Source organism: Kaistia granuli DSM 23481 (assembly GCF_000380505.1).
Lineage (GTDB): Bacteria > Pseudomonadota > Alphaproteobacteria > Rhizobiales > Kaistiaceae > Kaistia > Kaistia granuli.
The window spans coordinates 61,658-79,307 of sequence record NZ_AQYH01000017.1 but is presented as its reverse complement, the minus strand read 5'-3'; the positions used below and the strand labels follow the sequence as shown (position 1 = coordinate 79,307).

16 protein-coding genes are annotated in these 17,650 nt (G+C 67.1%); 11 read left to right on the top strand and 5 right to left on the bottom strand.

The features are described 5' to 3' along the window. Positions 1-89: 89 nt before the first annotated feature. On the bottom strand, positions 90-1,400 hold the full coding sequence (locus G342_RS0119700) for an ATP-binding protein (protein WP_018184890.1): 1,311 nt from the start codon (positions 1,398-1,400) through the stop codon (positions 90-92). Continuing rightward, positions 1,397-2,119, bottom strand: coding sequence for a response regulator (locus G342_RS0119695; protein ID WP_018184889.1), 723 nt, complete (start codon positions 2,117-2,119; stop codon positions 1,397-1,399). The genes G342_RS0119700 and G342_RS0119695 overlap by 4 nt, the downstream gene beginning before the upstream one ends. 244 nt (positions 2,120-2,363) lie before the next feature. Here G342_RS0119695 and G342_RS25440 point away from each other — a divergent pair, with 244 nt between their 5' ends. The 8 genes from G342_RS25440 (at position 2,364) to G342_RS0119655 (ending at position 10,275) form a co-directional block, all read left to right on the top strand. After that, entirely contained in the window at positions 2,364-3,044 is a 681-nt protein-coding gene (locus G342_RS25440) for a hypothetical protein (protein ID WP_018184888.1), read from the top strand. A 256-nt stretch (positions 3,045-3,300) separates the two neighbouring features. Further along, positions 3,301-4,347, top strand: coding sequence for a substrate-binding domain-containing protein (locus tag G342_RS0119685; RefSeq protein WP_018184887.1), 1,047 nt, complete (start codon positions 3,301-3,303; stop codon positions 4,345-4,347). A gap of 253 nt (positions 4,348-4,600) precedes the next feature. Beyond that, on the top strand, positions 4,601-5,629 hold the full coding sequence (locus G342_RS0119680) for an ABC transporter permease (protein ID WP_018184886.1): 1,029 nt from the start codon (positions 4,601-4,603) through the stop codon (positions 5,627-5,629). Continuing rightward, entirely contained in the window at positions 5,626-6,591 is a 966-nt protein-coding gene (locus G342_RS0119675; RefSeq protein ID WP_018184885.1) for an ABC transporter permease, read from the top strand. The genes G342_RS0119680 and G342_RS0119675 overlap by 4 nt, the downstream gene beginning before the upstream one ends. A gap of 2 nt (positions 6,592-6,593) precedes the next feature. After that, a complete protein-coding gene (locus tag G342_RS0119670; RefSeq protein WP_018184884.1) occupies positions 6,594-8,129 on the top strand; it encodes a sugar ABC transporter ATP-binding protein in 1,536 nt (511 codons plus the stop codon). Beyond that, a complete protein-coding gene (locus G342_RS24730; RefSeq protein ID WP_210162357.1) occupies positions 8,122-9,123 on the top strand; it encodes a GntR family transcriptional regulator in 1,002 nt (333 codons plus the stop codon). Before G342_RS0119670 ends, G342_RS24730 begins: the two co-directional genes overlap by 8 nt. 77 nt (positions 9,124-9,200) lie before the next feature. Continuing rightward, entirely contained in the window at positions 9,201-9,383 is a 183-nt protein-coding gene (locus G342_RS0119660; RefSeq protein WP_018184882.1) for a hypothetical protein, read from the top strand. 118 nt (positions 9,384-9,501) lie between these two features. Further along, entirely contained in the window at positions 9,502-10,275 is a 774-nt protein-coding gene (locus G342_RS0119655; RefSeq protein ID WP_018184881.1) for an SDR family NAD(P)-dependent oxidoreductase, read from the top strand. Here G342_RS0119655 and G342_RS0119650 read toward each other — a convergent pair whose 3' ends face one another. From G342_RS0119650 to G342_RS0119640, 3 genes are all read right to left on the bottom strand, one after another. Continuing rightward, positions 10,276-11,703: a UdgX family uracil-DNA binding protein gene (locus G342_RS0119650; protein ID WP_018184880.1), complete on the bottom strand. Its 1,428-nt coding sequence runs from the start codon at positions 11,701-11,703 to the stop codon at positions 10,276-10,278. It lies immediately after the preceding gene. A 2-nt stretch (positions 11,704-11,705) separates the two neighbouring features. Beyond that, positions 11,706-12,938 carry a putative DNA modification/repair radical SAM protein gene (locus G342_RS0119645; RefSeq protein WP_018184879.1) on the bottom strand — a complete coding sequence of 411 codons (1,233 nt, stop codon included), beginning with the start codon at positions 12,936-12,938 and terminating at the stop codon, positions 11,706-11,708. Positions 12,939-13,015: 77 nt separating this feature from the next. Beyond that, entirely contained in the window at positions 13,016-14,050 is a 1,035-nt protein-coding gene (locus tag G342_RS0119640) for a substrate-binding domain-containing protein (protein WP_156831032.1), read from the bottom strand. A gap of 226 nt (positions 14,051-14,276) precedes the next feature. Between G342_RS0119640 and G342_RS0119635 the strand changes: the two genes are divergently transcribed. From G342_RS0119635 to G342_RS0119625, 3 genes are all read left to right on the top strand, one after another. Further along, entirely contained in the window at positions 14,277-15,311 is a 1,035-nt protein-coding gene (locus tag G342_RS0119635) for a Gfo/Idh/MocA family protein (RefSeq protein WP_018184877.1), read from the top strand. A 51-nt stretch (positions 15,312-15,362) separates the two neighbouring features. Next, a complete protein-coding gene (locus tag G342_RS0119630; RefSeq protein WP_051094379.1) occupies positions 15,363-16,232 on the top strand; it encodes a sugar phosphate isomerase/epimerase family protein in 870 nt (289 codons plus the stop codon). A gap of 116 nt (positions 16,233-16,348) precedes the next feature. Beyond that, a complete protein-coding gene (locus G342_RS0119625) occupies positions 16,349-17,569 on the top strand; it encodes an ABC transporter substrate-binding protein (protein WP_018184875.1) in 1,221 nt (406 codons plus the stop codon). The last annotated feature ends 81 nt before the right edge of the window (positions 17,570-17,650 follow it).

Below are 17,650 nucleotides of genomic sequence, written 5' to 3'. Positions count from 1 at the left end.
TGTCCGTTCAGGCGTGGTTTCGCCGGGACGGTAGCACAGCCTCGTGAAGCTCAGGCAACAGCTTGTCCGTCGCTTCGCATAGAGCCGCTTCAGCTCGCGACGCTCTCCGCCGGCGCCGCCGCCAGCGGCAGGGCGATCTCCTGCACGAGGCCGCCATCCACGCCGTTGCGCATGACGATCCGGCCGCCGAGCCGCTCGATGATCTCCTTGGCGATGGCGAGGCCGAGGCCGGCGCCGGGTACCGACTGGCGGCGGGCGGGATCGACACGGAAGAACGGCTCGAAGGCGCGTTCGATCATCGCCTCGGGAATCCCCGGCCCCTGGTCGGCGATGCGGATCACGGCCATGCCGTCGTCGCTTCCGAGCGTGACGACGCCGCCGCCGCCATGGGTGGCGGCGTTGATCATCAGATTGCGCAGCGCCCGCGTCAGCGCCAGCGGCGCCGCCGCGACCTGGACGGGCTCGAGCCGGCCGGCGGCGATGTCGCGGCCCTGCGCCGCCAGCTCGGTCGTCAGCCGCCGCACCAGCTCGTCGAGCCGGAGCGGTTCGCGTTCGCCCTCATCCACTTCCTCGCGGACAAGGCGGATGGCGCTGTCGGCGATGCGGTCGAGTTCCTCGAGATCGTTCAGCCAGTTCTGCCGCTCGTCCTCGTCGAGAAATTCGGCGCGAAGCCGCATCCGCGTCATTGGCGTGCGCAAATCGTGGCCGGCCGCCGCGACCAGGCGCATCCGGCTCTCCATGGCGTTTTTGAGCCGGGCCGATAGCCGGTTCAGCGCCCCCGCCGTCGCCCGCATCTCGGCCGAGCCGGTTTCCGGCAGGACCGGCAGCACGCCATCGGCGCCGACCGAGGCGATCGCCGCCTCGATCATCTGCAACGGCTTGGTCAGCCGGTTGGCGATGACCAGCGCGATGCCGGCAGCGCCCAGGATGATCGCCAGCATCCAGCCGATCAGGATCGGCCAGCCGGCGCGGGTCGGCGGCGTGTTCGAAAGCGGCACGGCGATATAGCCGAGATCGGCGATCGGGATGGAGACCATGGTCGGACCGCGATGGCGCGGCTCGGTGACGACGACGTCGCGCGGATGGCCGATATGCTCGAGCATCCCGCGCAGCGATTCCGTCAGCCCCTCATGCACCGGCCCGCGCGCCGGCTTCGGCCGCAGACGAATGCCGAGATCCTTGCCGCGCATCGAGCCGCGCTCGACCAGGCCTTCCTGGAAATCCTCCGGATGGCGCTCGACCAGCCGCGCGATCAGGTCGATCTGGATGGCGGCGGGCCCGAGCGCGCGCTCCGGCCCGGGCCGGCCGATCACGCTGACGGCGACGAGGGTCGCCAGGCCGACGACGGCGACAATGGCCACGACAACGAGCAGCGCGATCTTCAGGCGCAGCGAGTTCACGCCTCGCCCTCCGTCTCGACCTTGACGGCGAGCTGGTAGCCGCCGTTGCGGACCGTCTTGAAGATCTGGAACTTGCCGTCATCGCCGAGCTTGCGGCGAAGCCGGCTCATCAGCACGTCGATCGACCGGTCGAGCGGGTCGGCCTCGCGGCCCTGCGTCAGATCGAGCAGCTGCTCGCGCGACAGCACCCGGCCCGGCCGGTCGAGGAACACGCGGAGCAGGTCGAACTCCGCCCCGGTCAGCACGATGTCGACGCCGTCGGGATCGGCCAGGGCCCGCGTTTCCGGCGACGCGACGAAGCCGGCGAACCGATAGCGGGCGATCGCGGCCGGCGCCTCGTTCACATCTGTCGTGCGGCGGAGCACGGCGCGGATGCGGGCGAGCAGCTCGCGCGGATTGAACGGCTTGCCGAGATAGTCGTCGGCGCCGATCTCCAGCCCGATGATGCGGTCGACGTCTTCCTTCAGGGCCGTCAGCAGGATGACGGGTATCTGGGGCCGGCGATCGCGCAGCTGGCGGCAGATGTCGAGACCCGAACCGTCCGGCAGCATGACGTCCAGCACGATCAGGTCGATCTGCTGCGTCGCCAGCTTTTCCTCGAGCTCGCGCTTGTCGGCGGCGAGCGAGACGCGCAGGCCCTGACCGTCGAGATAGCGGCCGAGCAGCTTGCGGATTTCGAGATCGTCATCGACGACGAGGATATGCGGCGGATTGGACATCGTATCGGCTAACTCGTTTCTCCGGCTACCCGTGCCCGCGTCGCGTGCCCCGGTGAAAAAGCTCTACCCCGTCCTAGATGACAGGGGGCAGGTTTTTCGTAACCGAGCGTCTCAAACGTGCCGGCGGAAACATTTCGCAACAGAATCGTTGAAGGCGGACATGCTGGGAAACGAAACGACCTATCGGGGAAACGGCCGTTCCCTAGCTTCGGTTCGTGTCCAGCGTAGCAATTGGAGATTTTCCATGAAGCGTACTCTCGCAGCTCTCGCCATCGTCACTCTCGCCGGCGCCTCCGCCATCGCCGTCGCTCCGGCCGCTTTCGCCGCCAAGACCGACACCGTCGCCGAAGCGTCGAAGGGTGGCGACAAGGGCGAAATGAAGCGCGGACCGCATGGCGGCAGGCATGCCGGCAACCAGGAAGGCCGCGGCGGCCGCCACCACGGCCGCGACATGCGCGGCCATGGCCCGCACGGCCCGCGCGGCGAACGCATGCAGATGTGGCTCGCCAATAACCTGAACGCGGCCGAAACGCTGATCGACATCCGCCCCGACCAGAAGGATGCCTGGCGCGGCTATACCAACGCCCTCCTCGCCATGTTCCAGCCGCCGGCCCGCCCGGACGCAGCGGCGGCCGAGGCCGACAAGGCGCCGTTCGCCCGCGAGGAGCGGCTGATCCGCCGCTCGACCGAGCGCGCCGCCAAGGCCGCCGATCTGCAGAAGGCGATCGACGGGCTGAAGGCGAAGCTGACGCCGGAACAGCTGCAGAAGCTCGCCGATGCCGATCTGCGCTTCGGTCCGCCGATGCGCGGTCCCGGCCGTGATCGTGGCCCTGGCCCGGATCGGGCCGGCGACCAGGCAGCTCCCGACGCCGCTCCGGCGGCGCCGGACATGCCGGAGGACGACGCCGCTCCGCAGGCGGAATAAGTCCTCGAGCGTCCGCGCGCCCGCCCCCATGCGCGCGGACGCTCCACCGAATATCTGACTGACCTGACTGACCTATCCAAATCCAGGCCTCGCCTCGAACCCCGGGGGCGGGGCCTGTTCGCGTCGTGGTCGCCGCCGCGAACGATCTCGCATTCCCGACGCATCGCATATTGCACGCGATATGCGATCGTGCTTACATCCTCCCCGCGAACGCGGGCTGGTGGAGCAGCCCCGTCTGTCGCCGAGGGAGGACATCATGAATAACCGCCACCGTGGCGCGCGCTCGCGCGCCCTGCCGATGCTCGCTGCCGCCCTGATGGGTCTGGCCGCCGGTTCGGCCTATGCTTCCGACAACAAGATCGCGCTCATTCCGGGCGGCCCGCATCCCTATTTCGCGCCCTGGGAACAGGCCGGCAAGGACGCGGCGAAGGACTTCGGCATCGCCGCCGTCGACTTCAAGGTTCCGTCGGAATGGAAGCTCAACCTGCAGACCGAGCTGGTCGAGAGCCTGGTGACCCAGGGCTACAATGCGTTCGGCATCTTCCCGGGCGACGCTGTCGGCATTAACTCGACGGTCGAGGAGCTCTCCGCCAACAACATCCCGTCGCTGGCGCTCGCCGGCTGCGCGCAGGACCCGACCAAGGTGTCGTTCTGCTTCGGCACCGACGTCTACAACTCGGCCTATCTCGGCACCAAGGCGCTGATCGAGGCGCTCGGCGGCAAGGGCAAGATCGTCCATCTGGCCGGCCTGCTCGTCGACCCGAACACCAAGCTGCGCATGGATGCCGTCGAGAAGGCAGCTTCCGAGACGAACGGCGCGGTGACGGTCGTCCAGCACATCACCGATACCGATGCGCAGGAAGCCGCCGACCAGAAGATCAACGCCCTGCTCGGCGCCCAGAAGGACGAGATCGACGGCCTGATCTCGACCGCCTACATCCCGTCGGTGGTCGCCGCCAAGTCGCTGCGCAATCTCGGCGACAAGCGCATCAAGCTGGTCGGCATCGATGACGACCAGATCGTCCTCGACGCCATCAAGGACGGCTTCGCAGCCGGCACGATGGCGCAGAACCCCTATGGCCAGGGCTATGTCGGCGCCTATGTGCTCGACCTGCTCGCCAGCGGCACCTGCACGGTCAAGGCCGAGGCTCCCTTCGTGAAAACGCCGCAGACCGAGCGCTTCATCGATTCGGGCACGCTGCTGATCTCGAACGCCAACGCGGCGACCTACAAGGACGACCTGAAGAAGATCACGACCGAGATCCAGGCGTCCTTCAAGGACAAGTACCTCGACTGCAAGTAAGCGGTATCGCGGATCGGCCGGGCGGATATGCAATCCCGCCCGGCCTTCTACCCTGCCCGGCACGATACCCTTCACCTCTCCCTGAGGGAGAGGTCGACGGCGAAGCCGGCGGGTGAGGGTTTAGGAAACTTCCGGTGAGACCGAAAACCCTCACCCGGACCTTCGGTCCGACCTCTCCCTCAGGGGGAGGTGAAGGCCAGATCTTCCGCGAATGGCGCCTTGCCAACCGGTTCGCCTCACACATGGCTTCACCATGACCCTATCCGTCTCTTCCCAATCCCGCGCACGGCCGTCCTGGCTGGCGGAACAGTCGAACCTGATCGGCCTCGCCGTCATCATCGTGCTGTTCTGGGTCCTGTTCACGAGCCTTGCCCCCGGCTTCGTCTCGTCGTTCAACCTGTTCGCCCTGTCGCGCTCGCTCGCCGTCGACATCGTCATCGGCTTCTCGACCATGGTCGTGCTGGCGACCGGCGGCATGAACCTCGCCATCGGCTCGATCGGTGTCTGCGCCGTGATGGCGTCGGGCTATCTGATGCAGACGATCGGCCTGCCGATCCCCGTCGCCATGGCGCTGGCGCTGCTGCTCGGCGCCTTTCTCGGCTGGCTGAACGGCTTCGTCATCGTCCGCTCGGGAGTCAATTCCTTCATCATCACTTTGGCCAGCGCCAGCCTGTTCCTCGGCGGCATGCTGATCCTTTCCAAGGCGCAGACCTTCAACGCGCTGCCGCCCGAGATCGCCGCCTTCGGCCGCATGCGCTGGGGCTTCCTGTCGCCGCTGCTGTTCGTGGCGCTCGGCCTCGGCGCCGCGCTGATCGTGCTGTTCCGCTTCACCGCGCTCGGTCGCGAGATCCTCGCCGCCGGCGCCAACCCGCGCGCCGCCGAGCTCTCCGGAGTGCCGGTCGGCCGCGCCATCATCATCGCGCATACGCTCTCCGGCGCGCTCGCCGCCTCGGCCGGACTGATGCTGGTATTCCGCCTTGGCGCCGCCATGCCGTCGATCGGCCAGGACTGGCTTCTGCCCTCGTTCCTGGCGCCCGTCCTCGGCGGCACTCTGCTCGCCGGCGGCTTCGTGTCGGTGGTCGGCACCATCCTAGGAGCGCTGCTCGTCACGACGCTGCGTTCGGGCCTGCTCGTCATGCAGGTCGGCAATTTCTGGCTGCAGCTCTTCCTCGGCCTGATCCTGCTCTTCGCCGTCATGGTCGACCGCTATCGCGGCGTCTATGCCGAACGCCGCAGCCTTGGCCGCAAGAACCCGCGCCAAACTTCAGGACGCAGCGCATGACCAACAACATGACCCTCGGCCAACGTTTTCTCGCCAATGAATGGTCGGCGCTCGCCGTCGCCATCCTCGTCGGCCTCGTCGTGCTGGCGTCGATGTCGCCGGCGTTCCTGACCGAGTTCAATCTCTATGTGATGCTGCGCTCGTTCTGCGTCGTGCTGATCGTCGCCTTTGCTCAGATGCTGACGCTCGCCGTCGGCCACATGAACCTGTCGGTCGGTGCGCTCGGCGGCCTCGTCGCCATCGCCGTCGGCGGCATGATGGAGAAATGGGGCTTCCCGGTTCCCGTCGCTGTTCTCGCCGGCCTCGCCATCGGCGCCGCCGGCGGCCTGATCAACGGCCTGCTGACGGTCCGCACTGGCATCAACGGATTCATCATCACGCTGGCGACGGCGTCCGCCTTCACCGGCATCAATCTCGGCATCACCGAGTCGATCCCGTTCTACAACCTGCCCGCCGGCTTCGTCGCTTTCGGCACGGGCCGCCTCTATGCCCTGCCCTACCTGCTGCTGCCGCCCGTGCTGATAGCGCTGGCGCTCGCCTTCTTCCTCGCCCGCACCGTGCCCGGCCGCCAGCTTCTCGCCGTCGGCGGCAATCCTCACGCGGCCGAGCTCTCCGGCATCCCGCGCGACCGCGTCATCGTCATGGCGCATACGCTGTCCGGCCTCCTCGCCGGCGCCGCTGCCATCCTCGCCGTCGCCCAGCTCGGCTCGGCCCAGCCGTCGATCGGCGTCGACTGGCTGCTGATGTCGTTTGCCGCCCCGATCATCGGCGGCGCCGCGCTGACGGGCGGCCACATCTCGGTCGCCGCCACTGCGCTCGCCGTGGTGCTGATCGTCATCATCCAGAACGGCATGGTGCTGGCCAAGGTCGATCCCTACTGGGTGCAGTTCCTGCTCGGCGCCCTGATCCTCGCCGCCGTCGGCCTGAACCGGCTGCGCGCCGTCCGCGCCGGAGGTGCCTGATCATGCGTCTGACCATCGAAGGCATCGGCAAGGATTTTCCCGGCGTCACCGCGCTCGACAATGTCTCGTTCGAGATCCTGCCCGGCGAAACCCACGCGCTGATGGGCGAGAACGGCGCCGGCAAGTCGACGCTGATCAAGATCATCACCGGTCTCTACCGGCCGGATCGCGGCCGGCTGCTCGTCGACGGCAGGCCGGTCGACTTCCACTCGCCGCGCGACGCCATCGCCGCCGGCATCTCGGCCGTGCACCAGGAGCGCAACCTGATCCCGCGCTTCACCGTCGGCGAGAACATCATGATCGAGCGTCCGCCGACGCGGAACGGCGTGATCGACTTCGACAAGGTGCATGCCGAGGCGCGAAAATTCCTCGACATGATCGACCCGTCGATCGACACTCGCACCGAGGTCCGCCATCTCTCGGTGGCGCAGATGCAGATCGTCGAGATCGCCAAGGCACTGTCGCTGGAAGCGCAGGTGCTGCTGCTCGACGAGCCGACCGCCTCGATCACCGGCCATGAGGCCGACGCCTTGTTCGCCGTCGTCCGGCGGCTTCGCGACGAGGGCAAGGCGATCGTCTTCGTCTCCCACAAGCTCGAAGAAGTGATGGCGATCTCCGACCGCGTCACGGTGCTGCGCGACGGCCGCATCGCCGCCGCGGGCGAGCCGATCAGCCGCATGGACCGCGGCAAGATCGTCTCGGCGATGATCGGACGCGAGGAGCGCGTCGCCGAAATGGGGACGCGCGACGTCGACCGCTCGAAGACCGTGATGGAGGCGAAGAACCTCGCCACCTCCTTCGGCCACAAGAGCATCAGCTTCCAGCTGCACAAGGGCGAGATTCTCGGCCTGTACGGCCTGGTCGGCGCCGGCCGCACCGAACTCGCCCGCGCGCTGATCGGCGACGGCAAGGTGGTTTCGGGCGAGTTGCGGCTGAACGGCCAGGTGGTGACGATCCCCGACGTGCCGACGGCGATCCGCCGCCACAAGCTCGGCTACATCTCGGAGGACCGCAAGGCCGAGGGGCTGATCCTCACCCATCCGATCCGCTCCAACATCGCGATCTCGGTCTGGCGCCGCATCGCCTCGAAGCTCGGCCTGATCGGCCGCGCCGCCGAGCGCCGTGTCGCCGAGCCGCTGGTCGCCAAGCTCGAGGTGAAGACGCCGTCGATCGAACAGGCGGTCGGCAAGCTCTCGGGCGGCAACCAGCAGAAGGTGTCGATCGCCAAATGGCTGGCGGCCGGCGTCGAGATCCTGATCATCGACGAGCCGACGGTCGGCATCGACATCAAGACCAAGACGGCGATCCACGAGCTGATCGGCGAGATCACACGCGAGGGCGTCTCGGTGCTTCTGATCTCCAGCGACATGCCGGAGATGATCACGCTGGCCGACCGCATCCTGGTGATGAGCGACTTCGCCCTCACCGGCACGATCGAGAACTCGCGTCGCTACGAACCGATGAGTCGCGAGATCATGGGCTTCATCCATGCCGGCGCCGAGGCCGGGCATGCCGCCGCCGCGACGGCGCATGGCTAGGACCGACGAGCCGGGGGATGCGGGATTGCCTCTGTACGAGGTGATCTACCGCGTCCTGCGGCGCCACATCGTCGACGGCGTCCTGCCCGGCGGCCTCGTCGTCGGCGAGACGGCGCTGGCGCGTGCCTTCCAGTCGAGCCGGATTCCGGCCGGCGCCGCGCTGAAGCGGCTGGAGGACGAGGGCCTCGTCACCCGTTTCGGTGGCCGCGGCCTGATGATCGGCGACGACATCGACGCCGAACCGCTACGGCGCGATCTGGTCGAGGCCGGCCTGACGCTGCCCGACACGCTCATGCTGGAACCGAAGACGCGCAACCGGCGGGCGACGATCTATCCGGAGGTCGAGCACATCGTCGCCGGCTGCCTGCCCTATGGCCGCTTCCAGCTGAACGAGAGCCTGCTGGCCGAGCATTATCGCGTCAGCCGCACGGTGGCGCACGAGGTTCTGACCGCGCTCGACCGAACCGGCCTCGTCATTCAGGACAAGAACCAGCGCTGGTATGCCGGGCCGTTGACGCCGGAACTGATGCGCGAGCATTTCGAGCTGCGCTGGCTGCTGGAGCCGATCGCCCTGGAGCAGGCGATGGCACGGCTCAGTCAGTCCGATCTCCATGCCAGGCAGGAGCGCATTCGCCGCGTCCAGTCCGGCCGCCGCACCGCCGCCAATCTTGAACAGCTCGAGCAGGACCTGCATGTCGATACGGTGCTGAGCTGTGGGAACCGCCAGCTGCGCCATGCGATCCGGCGCAGCCAGCTGCCGCTGATCGCCATGCACGAGACGTTCCAGCGCCATCGCGATACCGACGAGATCGAGATCATGCTCGGCGAGCATCTTGCGGTGTTCGACCATCTCGTGGCCGGCCAGCTTGCGGAAGCGCAGCAGGCGCTTGCGCGCCATTTGCAGCGCTCAGTCGTCTCCAACCTCGCGCGGCTCGCCAGGCTCGACAAGCAGGCGCCCCACCACCCTGTGCCGTTCCTGATTCTCGTCGATTGACCCCCATGACGCCGCCGCACGGAACCGGATCGGGAGCAGCGGGTTTTCCTCGACACGAAACCCCGAGGAGACGCAGCATGTCGACGCCTTATGACAAGGACAAACCCGGCGGCAACAGCAGCTTCGGCAACACGCGGCGGCCGCCCGACATCCAGGGCGACACGCCGGAAAACCAGGCCGAGCCGCGCGATCCAGCCCATCCCCCGGGGGACGCCCCCGGCAAGACCGAAACCGACAAGCCGGTCACGCCGGCCCCATAGGGCGATCGTTGCGAACGAATACAAATCTTGCGGGATGACGCGGCTTCGCTCGTGACGGAGCCGCGTTCCTTCTCTAGCTTGGGCATCAGGGGAGAAGCGCCCACTCTGGAGGAAGTTCATGTATCTCGAAAAACTGCGTCTCGACGGCAAGGTAGCGCTGGTCACCGGCGGCGCCCAGTCGATCGGCCTCGCCACGGTCGAGGCGCTCGCCGAGGCCGGCGCCAAGGTGATCATCGCCGATCGCGACGAGACGGTGGCGAAGGCCGGCCAGGCCAGCCTGAAGGCGAAGGGCTACGACGTCGACGTCGTCGTCATGGACGTGACGGACTCGGCCCGCGTCAACCAGGTCGCCGACGACGTCGTCGCCAAGCATGGCAAGATCGACATCCTCGTCAACAATGCCGGCATCGCCCGCAGCATGACGCCGGCCGAGACGGTGACAGACGAGCATTGGCTCAACGTCATCGACGTCAATCTGAACGGCACATTCTGGTGCTGCCGCGCCTTCGGCAATTACATGCTCAAGGCCGGCAGCGGCTCGATCGTCAATATCGGCTCGATGTCGGGCTTCATCGTCAACAAGCCGCAGGAGCAGGCCTTCTACAACGCCTCGAAGGCCGGCGTGCACCACCTGACCAAGTCGCTCGCGGCCGAATGGGGCTCGCGCGGGGTCCGCGTCAATGCCGTGGCGCCGACCTATATCAACACGCCGCTGACCGCCTTCGTGAAGGACGATCCGAAGATGTGGGACGCCTGGGTCGGCGGCACGCCGATGGGCCGCATGGGCGAGACCGACGAGATCGCCTCGGTCGTGCACTTCCTCGCCAGCGACGCGGCGAGCCTGATGACCGGCTCGATCGTCTCGGCCGACGGCGGCTATACCTGCTGGTAGTCAGGCGGCCTTCGCCAGGGCGGCGACGCGCCTGAGATCCTCGAGAAAGCGTGCGGCTTCGCGCGCTTTCTCCTTTTCGTCCGGCAGGCGCAGCAGGAAGGACGGATGCACGGTCGCGATCAGCGGCGTGCCGTCCGCCAGCGTGAGCGCCTGTCCCCGGACCGAGGCAAGCGGGGCCGCCGTGCCGCGCAGCCCGGTCAACGCCGTGACGCCGAGCGCGACGACGAGGCGGGGCCGGAGCAGTACCAGCTCCTGCTCCAGCCACCAGCGGCAGGCCTTGATCTCCCCCATGTTCGGCTTCTGGTGGAGGCGCCTTCTGCCGCGCGGCACGAATTTGAAGTGCTTGACCGCATTGGTGACATAGACAGCGCCGCGATCGATGCCGGCCTCCTGCAGCGCCACGTCGAAAACCTGGCCCGCGGGTCCGACAAACGGCCGCCCGGCCAGATCTTCCTGGTCGCCCGGCTGCTCGCCGACGAAGACGATCGCCGCATCCGCCGGCCCCTCGCCGAACACCGTCTGCGTCGCATCGGCAAAGAGCGGGCACCGCCGACAGTCTGCCGCCTCGAGGCGCAGCGCCTCCAGCGAACCGGCAGGCGCGGTCGGCGCCGGGGCGGCGCGGCCGCGCTGCGGGCTTCTGTTCGGCGCGGATGGGGCATGCTGGACCATTTCGGCGCTCCTCGTCGCCGCAGACCGGATCAAGGAATCAATGAGCGAGGCCTCGGGCAGGTTGCGCCAGTATTTCTTCGGCATCTCCGAGCGCATCGCCTGCGGCTTCAGTCGCGCCGGATTGAAGATCGCCGCGTAATAATCGCACCAGAGCGCCTCGAGCTTGTCCTCATCCGGCGCCGCGCCCCGATCGACGCCGTCGGAAAAGCGCAGCACGGAGCCGTCCCAATGCGCGCAGCGCTCCGGCGTCAGGATCGACCAGCGCATCGACGCGAACCGGCGGACGAAGAAGGGCGCCGCGGCCTCGACGATATGGTGCTCCGGCTCGAACCAGGCGACGAAGCATTCGCCAGCCTCGGTCGCGACGGAGCGGAAACGGACGAAGGCGTGCATCTTGTGGATGTCGCGATAGACCGCCTTGGCGAGCCGGCCGAGCCGAGTCACCAGCGGATCGACACGGTCTTCCAGCGCGTCGTGATCGGTCTTGAGTCGGCAAAGCATCCTGTAGAGCAGCGCGAAACGCTCGGGATCGACATGCAGGATCGCCGTCTCGGCCAATTCGAGAAAGCCGCGCGGCACCGCGAAGGCGGGGCCCTCCGGCAGGGTGGCGATCGGCGGATCGAGCGCGCCGAAGAGATCAGCCTCGCCGTCGACCATCCAGGCGACGTCGGCAGGATCGACGCCCTGCCGTGCCAGGCGGCGCGCCGCGTCGCGCCAACCGCTGAAATCCGCCGGCCCTGCGAGCGCGACCCGGTGCATGGCTAGAACGGCAGCTCGATCTGCGCCGGGCGCGGGCGCAGCATCGCCGCGAGGCGGTCGGAATCGAGGAGGCGCGTCGGCCGGTGGTCCCCCAGTTCGACGAAGGGCAGGATCTTGCCGAGCGGCAGGCGCAGCCGGCCGAGATCCTCGCGCCGCAGCGTGCGATGCCGGCGCGCCACGATCAGCCGGTCGACCGTTTTCGCGCCCAGGCCCGGCACCCGCAGCATCGTCTCGCGGCCGGCCCGGTTCAGATCGACGGGGAAGCGGTCGCGATGACCCAGCGCCCAGGCGAGCTTCGGGTCGATGTCGAGATCGAGCATGCCCGACGCGCCGCCGATCTCGTCGGCCGAGAAGCCGTAGAAGCGCAGCAGCCAGTCGGCCTGGTAGAGCCGGTGCTCCCGCAGCAGCGGCGGCGCGGCCGGCGGCAGCTTGCGGCTCGCATCCGGGATCGGGCTGAAGGCGGAGTAGTAGACCCGCTTCAAGCCATAGGAGCCGTAGAGATTGGCGGAGAGGTCGAGGATCGAGCGGTCGGTCGCCGCGTCGGCGCCGACGATCATCTGCGTGCTCTGCCCGGCCGGCGCGAAGCGCGGCGCATGCTTCAGGTGCTGCTCCGACTTCGCCTCGTCGAGCTTGAGCCGCAGCCGCCCCATGGTGCGGCGGATCGAGGGGACGCTCTTTTCCGGCGCCAGCGCCTTGAGCGCCGTCTCGGTCGGCAGCTCGATATTGATCGACAGGCGGTCGGCATGGAGCCCCGCCTCGGTGATCAGCGCCTCGCTCGCCTCCGGAATGGTCTTCAGATGGATGTAGCCGCGAAAGCCGTGCTCGACCCGGAGCGAGCGCGCCACCGCCACTACCTGCTCCATCGTGTAGTCGGGATCGCGCAGGATGCCGGAGGAGAGGAACAATCCCTCGATATAGTTGCGCCGATAGAAGTCGAGCGTCAGCTTGACCACTTCCGCCACGGTGAAGCGGGCGCGCGGCACGTTGGACGAGGCGCGGTTGACGCAATAGAGGCAGTCGAAGCTGCAGGCATTGGTGAGGAGGATCTTGAGCAGCGAGATGCAGCGCCCATCCGGCGCGTAGGAATGGCAGATGCCCATGCCTTCGGTCGAACCGATGCCACCCTTGCCGTCCGGGCCGGGCGCGGCATGCTTGCGGTCGGAGCCGCTCGAGGCGCAGGAGGCGTCATATTTGGCCGCGTCGGCCAGGATCGTGAGCTTTTCACGCAGGTTCATCGGCCGTCTTCCCAACAAAGTTCATGCTTTGTTCTAGGGCAGGGACTCGCCCCTGGCAAGGCGGGCCGGATGCCGGCTCAGCCGCCGAGCGGCGGATCGCTCTCGCCCGGCACCAGCTCCATCGGCCAGATCTTCTGCGTGACGCCCTGCGGATAGTGGTCGCGATAGGCCGGCATGGTGGCGAGCAGCGACTGCGCCAGCTCGACGCCGACATCATGCAGCGACAGCCGGTGGCAGGTCAGCGTCGGCGACAGGAATCGCGCCTGCGGGCTCTGCCGGAGCCCGATGATCGCCATGTCGCGGCCGGGCATCAGCCCCGCGTCGTGCAGGCGACGATAGATGCCGATCGCCAGGCTCTCGTTGACGAGCACGACCGCCGTCGGGCGATCCGGCAGGGCGAGCAGCCGGTCGCAGATGGCGTAGCCGCCACGCTCGGTGATCTCGCCCCGCATCACGATGTCCGGATCATAGTCGATGCCGTGCTCGGCCAGTGCGCGACGGTACGAATCCTCGAAGATGTAGCTCAGATTGATGCCGCTTGCCGTGTTGGCGAGCGCGATGCGGCGATGGCCGCGCGCCACCAGCCGGGCGACGGCGCCCGCCGCGACCCCCTCGAAATCCATGTCGATCCAGGAATGCTCGCCGCCGGACTGGCTGCGCCCGAGCGTCACGAAGGGAATGCCGCGCTCGATCAGGAAATCGATGCGCGGATCGACGCGCTGCGTCGCCGAGATGAACAGACCATCGACGAACTGGCGCGAGACGACGCGGCGGACATGGTCGAACGGGTCATCCTCCGAGGAGCATGGCAGCACGACGAGGTCGAGCTGGTGGCGGGCGAAGACGGTCTGCACGCCGTCGAACACGCTCATGAAGAAGGTGTCGCCCTGCGACTTGGTCTCGATATTGGTCTCGATGGTGAAACCGATGACATTGGTCGTGCCCTGGCGCAGGCTGCGGCCGGACTGGTTCGGCACATAGCCGAGCGCCTCGGCCGCCGCGAGCACACGCTTGCGCGTCTCCGGATTGACGTCGGCACGACCGTTCAGCGCGCGCGATACCGTGCCGATCGAGATATTCAGGTGCTGCGCCAGAGCCTTGATGCTCACCAGTCTGCCTCCCCTTCCCCAGCCGCCGTAGCGACCCGCCTTGCGTACATCATTTGTGACGCCGCGTGCACCACCTCCGCGAGTGCGGACTCCGGCGGTCCAGCAATCGGGATCTTGACAAGCGTACCTCAATACGGTGTCATCGTAAACGTTTACGGCCCTGTTGCATCGCACCGTAAACGTTTGCGGTGCAACGAATGAGGACATGGGCCGTGGGAGGAGCATTGGAATGCAGCGCGCCGTCTTGATCGGTTGCGGAGCGATGAGCCGTGCCTGGCTCGAAGCCGCCAAGACCATCGATGATCTGAAAATCGTCGGCCTCGCCGACATCAACCCCGACGCGGCCCGTGCCCGCGCGGCCGAGTTCGAGCTCGGCGACATCGTCATCGCGACGAGCATCGAGCAGCTGATCGCCGAGGCGAAGCCGGACCTCGTCTTCGACGTCGTCATCCCCACCGCCCGACACCACATCGTCTCGACGGCGCTCGCCGCCGGCTGCCATGTACTGTCCGAGAAGCCGATGGCCGAGACGCTCGACCAGGCGCGCGACCTGATCGCCCGCGCCAAGGCGGCCGGCAAGCTGCATGTCGTCGTGCAGAACCGCCGCTATCTCGAAGGCGTGCGCCGCATCCGCCACGCCATCGAGAACGGCGCCATCGGCGACGTCACCTCGATCCATTGCGATTTCTTCCTCGCCCCGCATTTCGGCGGCTTTCGCGAGCAGATGGACCATGTGCTGCTGCTCGACATGGCGATCCACACCTTCGACGCCGCCCGCTTCATGTCGGGCACCGCGCCGGAAGCCGTCTATTGCCGCGAATGGAACCCCAGGAACTCCTGGTACAAGCAGGGCTCCTCGGCCGCGGCGATCTTCGAGCTCGGCGACGGCGTGATCTTCAACTACCGCGGCAGCTGGTGCGCCGACGGGCTGATGACGAGCTGGGAATCGGCCTGGCGCATCATCGGCACCAAGGGAACGCTCGTCTGGGACGGGCATCAGGACATTCGCGCCGAGATCGCAGGCCAAGGAAATGGCAAGCCGATCTCCGGCCTGTTCTCTGAGGTGGCCGCCACCGAGATTCCTCCCCTCGGAACGTCCGACCGGACGGGTGGCCACCTCGGGGTCATGCAGGACTTCATCGCCGCGACCCGCGGCGGGCCGGAGCCGGAAACGGTCGGCCACCAGAACATCAAGAGCCTCGCCATGGTCTTCGGTGCGATCGAGAGCGCCGAAACCGGACGTCGCATCGACATTTCGATCTGAAGGAAAGACGCCGTGACCACCAATCCCGTCCTCGACATCCGCATCGGCACGATGATCAAGGGGAACCTCCCCGATCCGGCCGCCTACGTGAAGCAGATCCTGCCGCTCGGCTTCGAATCCATCGAGCCGTTCTTCTGGCAGACCCTCGGCGGCAAGGATATTCCGAAGCTGGCGGCCGAGTTGAAGGAAGCGATCGGCGACGCCGACGTGAAAATCGATACGCTCGGCATGTTCGGCAACCCGCTCGAGACCACCGACATCGACCGCGAGACGCTCGAAGGCTGGAAGACGCTGATCGACAACGCCCACCTGTTCGGCGCCAAGACGATCGCCGGCTTCACCGGCCGCATTCGCGGCAAGTCGATCGAGGAGAGCCTGCCGCGCTACAAGGAAGTGTGGAGCGAGCTCGCCAAGCGCGCGAGCGACAAGGGTGTGCGTCTCGCCTTCGAGAATTGCGCCATGGACGGCAACTGGGCGACCGGTGACTGGAACATCGCCCACAATCCCGACGCCTGGGAGCTGATCTTCAACGAGACGCCGGACGACAATATCGGCCTCGAATGGGAGCCGTGCCATCAGATGGTCTATCTGATCGACCCGATCCCGCAGATCCGAAAATGGGCGCCGAAGATCTTCCACGTGCACGGCAAGGACGCGACGATCCGCTGGGACGTCATCCGCGAGAGCGGCATCTTCGGCAAGCATCCCTTCGTGCAGATGCGCTCGCCTGGCTTCGGCGACAGCGACTGGACGCGGATCATCAGCGAGCTTCGCCTCTCCGGCTATACCGGCACGATCGACATCGAGGGCTGGCATGATCCGGTCTACCGCAACGCGCTCGAGATGACTGGCCAGGTCAAGTCGCTCAACTTCCTGAAGGAAGCTCGCGGCGGCATGGCCTTCATCCCCAATCCGGCCTGATCCCTCACTGACCGGACGAGACTACCCCGCCGGGTTCCGGCGGGGACCGCCGGGGCGATTGCCCCGCCACGCGGGAGGAGCGTGGGTTCGATTGCTCGCCACCATGGAGGAAAACGATGGCGAATTTTGCGAAATACTGGCTGGGCGCCGCGGGCGTTCTGGCGCTGACGGCCGCCGCATCGGCGGAGCCGGTCGAGCTCAATGTCTGGACCATCGATCGCCAGGCCGACCCCGGCTACAACTACGTGATGGCGGACGAGTTCATGAAGCTCCACCCCGACATCAAGATCAACATCAAGCGCGTCGAGTTCGCCGACTGGGCCAATGACGTGATGCGCGCCGTCGCCACCGGCACGACTCCCGACGTCGCCTATGTCGACAATCCCAACACGCCGTTCCTGTCGGCCAAGGGCGCGCTGCTCGACCTGACGCCCTACATTGCCGAATCAGAGATCGTCGATACCTCGAAGATCTTCCCGGGCCCGCTCTCGACCGTCACCTGGGACGGCAAGATCTACGGCCTGCCGCGCGGTTCCAACACCATCGCGCTCTACTACAACGCCGACATGTTCAAGGCCGCCGGCCTGGATCCGGACAAGCCGCCGCAGACCTGGCAGGAGCTCTACGAGACGGCGAAGAAGCTGACCGACCCGGCGAAGAACGTCTACGGCCTGGCCTTCTCGGCCAATTCGAACGAGGAAGGCACCTTCCAGTTCCTGCCCTGGGCGCAGTCGACCGGCGCCGATTTCGACCACATCGCCGATGACGGCGCCGTGCGCGCGCTGGAAGTCTGGCAGAAGATCATCGACGAGAAGCTCGCTTCGCCCGACACGCTGATCCGCGGCCAGTACGATTCGATGGCCACCTTCAACGCGCAGAACGCCGCCATGGGCATTTCCGGCCCGTGGGAGCTGCCCCGCATGTCGAAGGACGCCAAGTTCGACTACCGCGTCGCACTGCTGCCGATCGAGAAGCAGGGCGATACCCGCGCCTCGGCGCTCGGCGAAGGCAACAATGTGATCTTCGCCAAGTCGCAGCATCCGAAAGAGGCGTTCATGTATCTCGAATACATGTACTCGCAGATGCCGCGCGTCTGGAACGAGTTCGGCTTCGTGCCCTCCTATCCGGTCGAGGCCAAGGATCCGAAGTGGCCGGCGCAGTACGCCGTGTTCGCGGAATCGATGAAGTATGCCCGCGCCCGCGGTCCGTCGCCGGATTGGGCCAAGATCTCCAAGGCGATCTCGACCGCCATCCAGCAGGCGCTGACGCACCAGGCAGACGCCAAGACCGCGCTGACCACCGCGCAGTCGACGATCGACGGCATCGTCAAGAAGTAGGCGTTCGCGCCAGCCAATGCCGTCATCCCCGGCTCCGGCCCGGGATGACGGCTGATTTTCAGCGGCGAACCCCAAAGCCCA

Excerpts from the sequence above, each read along its gene's own strand:
- G342_RS0119650 (WP_018184880.1), bottom strand. The coding sequence starts at position 11,703 with ATGCACCGGGTCGCGCTCGCAGGGCCGGCGGATTTCAGCGGTTGGCGC.
- G342_RS0119680 (WP_018184886.1), top strand. The coding sequence starts at position 4,601 with ATGACCCTATCCGTCTCTTCCCAATCCCGCGCACGGCCGTCCTGGCTG.
- G342_RS0119645 (WP_018184879.1), bottom strand. The coding sequence starts at position 12,938 with ATGAACCTGCGTGAAAAGCTCACGATCCTGGCCGACGCGGCCAAATAT.
- G342_RS0119660 (WP_018184882.1), top strand. The coding sequence starts at position 9,201 with ATGTCGACGCCTTATGACAAGGACAAACCCGGCGGCAACAGCAGCTTC.
- G342_RS0119630 (WP_051094379.1), top strand. The coding sequence starts at position 15,363 with ATGATCAAGGGGAACCTCCCCGATCCGGCCGCCTACGTGAAGCAGATC.
- G342_RS25440 (WP_018184888.1), top strand. The coding sequence starts at position 2,364 with ATGAAGCGTACTCTCGCAGCTCTCGCCATCGTCACTCTCGCCGGCGCC.
- G342_RS0119675 (WP_018184885.1), top strand. The coding sequence starts at position 5,626 with ATGACCAACAACATGACCCTCGGCCAACGTTTTCTCGCCAATGAATGG.
- G342_RS0119635 (WP_018184877.1), top strand. The coding sequence starts at position 14,277 with ATGCAGCGCGCCGTCTTGATCGGTTGCGGAGCGATGAGCCGTGCCTGG.
- G342_RS0119625 (WP_018184875.1), top strand. The coding sequence starts at position 16,349 with ATGGCGAATTTTGCGAAATACTGGCTGGGCGCCGCGGGCGTTCTGGCG.
- G342_RS0119670 (WP_018184884.1), top strand. The coding sequence starts at position 6,594 with ATGCGTCTGACCATCGAAGGCATCGGCAAGGATTTTCCCGGCGTCACC.
- G342_RS0119655 (WP_018184881.1), top strand. The coding sequence starts at position 9,502 with ATGTATCTCGAAAAACTGCGTCTCGACGGCAAGGTAGCGCTGGTCACC.
- G342_RS24730 (WP_210162357.1), top strand. The coding sequence starts at position 8,122 with ATGGCTAGGACCGACGAGCCGGGGGATGCGGGATTGCCTCTGTACGAG.
- G342_RS0119695 (WP_018184889.1), bottom strand. The coding sequence starts at position 2,119 with ATGTCCAATCCGCCGCATATCCTCGTCGTCGATGACGATCTCGAAATC.
- G342_RS0119685 (WP_018184887.1), top strand. The coding sequence starts at position 3,301 with ATGAATAACCGCCACCGTGGCGCGCGCTCGCGCGCCCTGCCGATGCTC.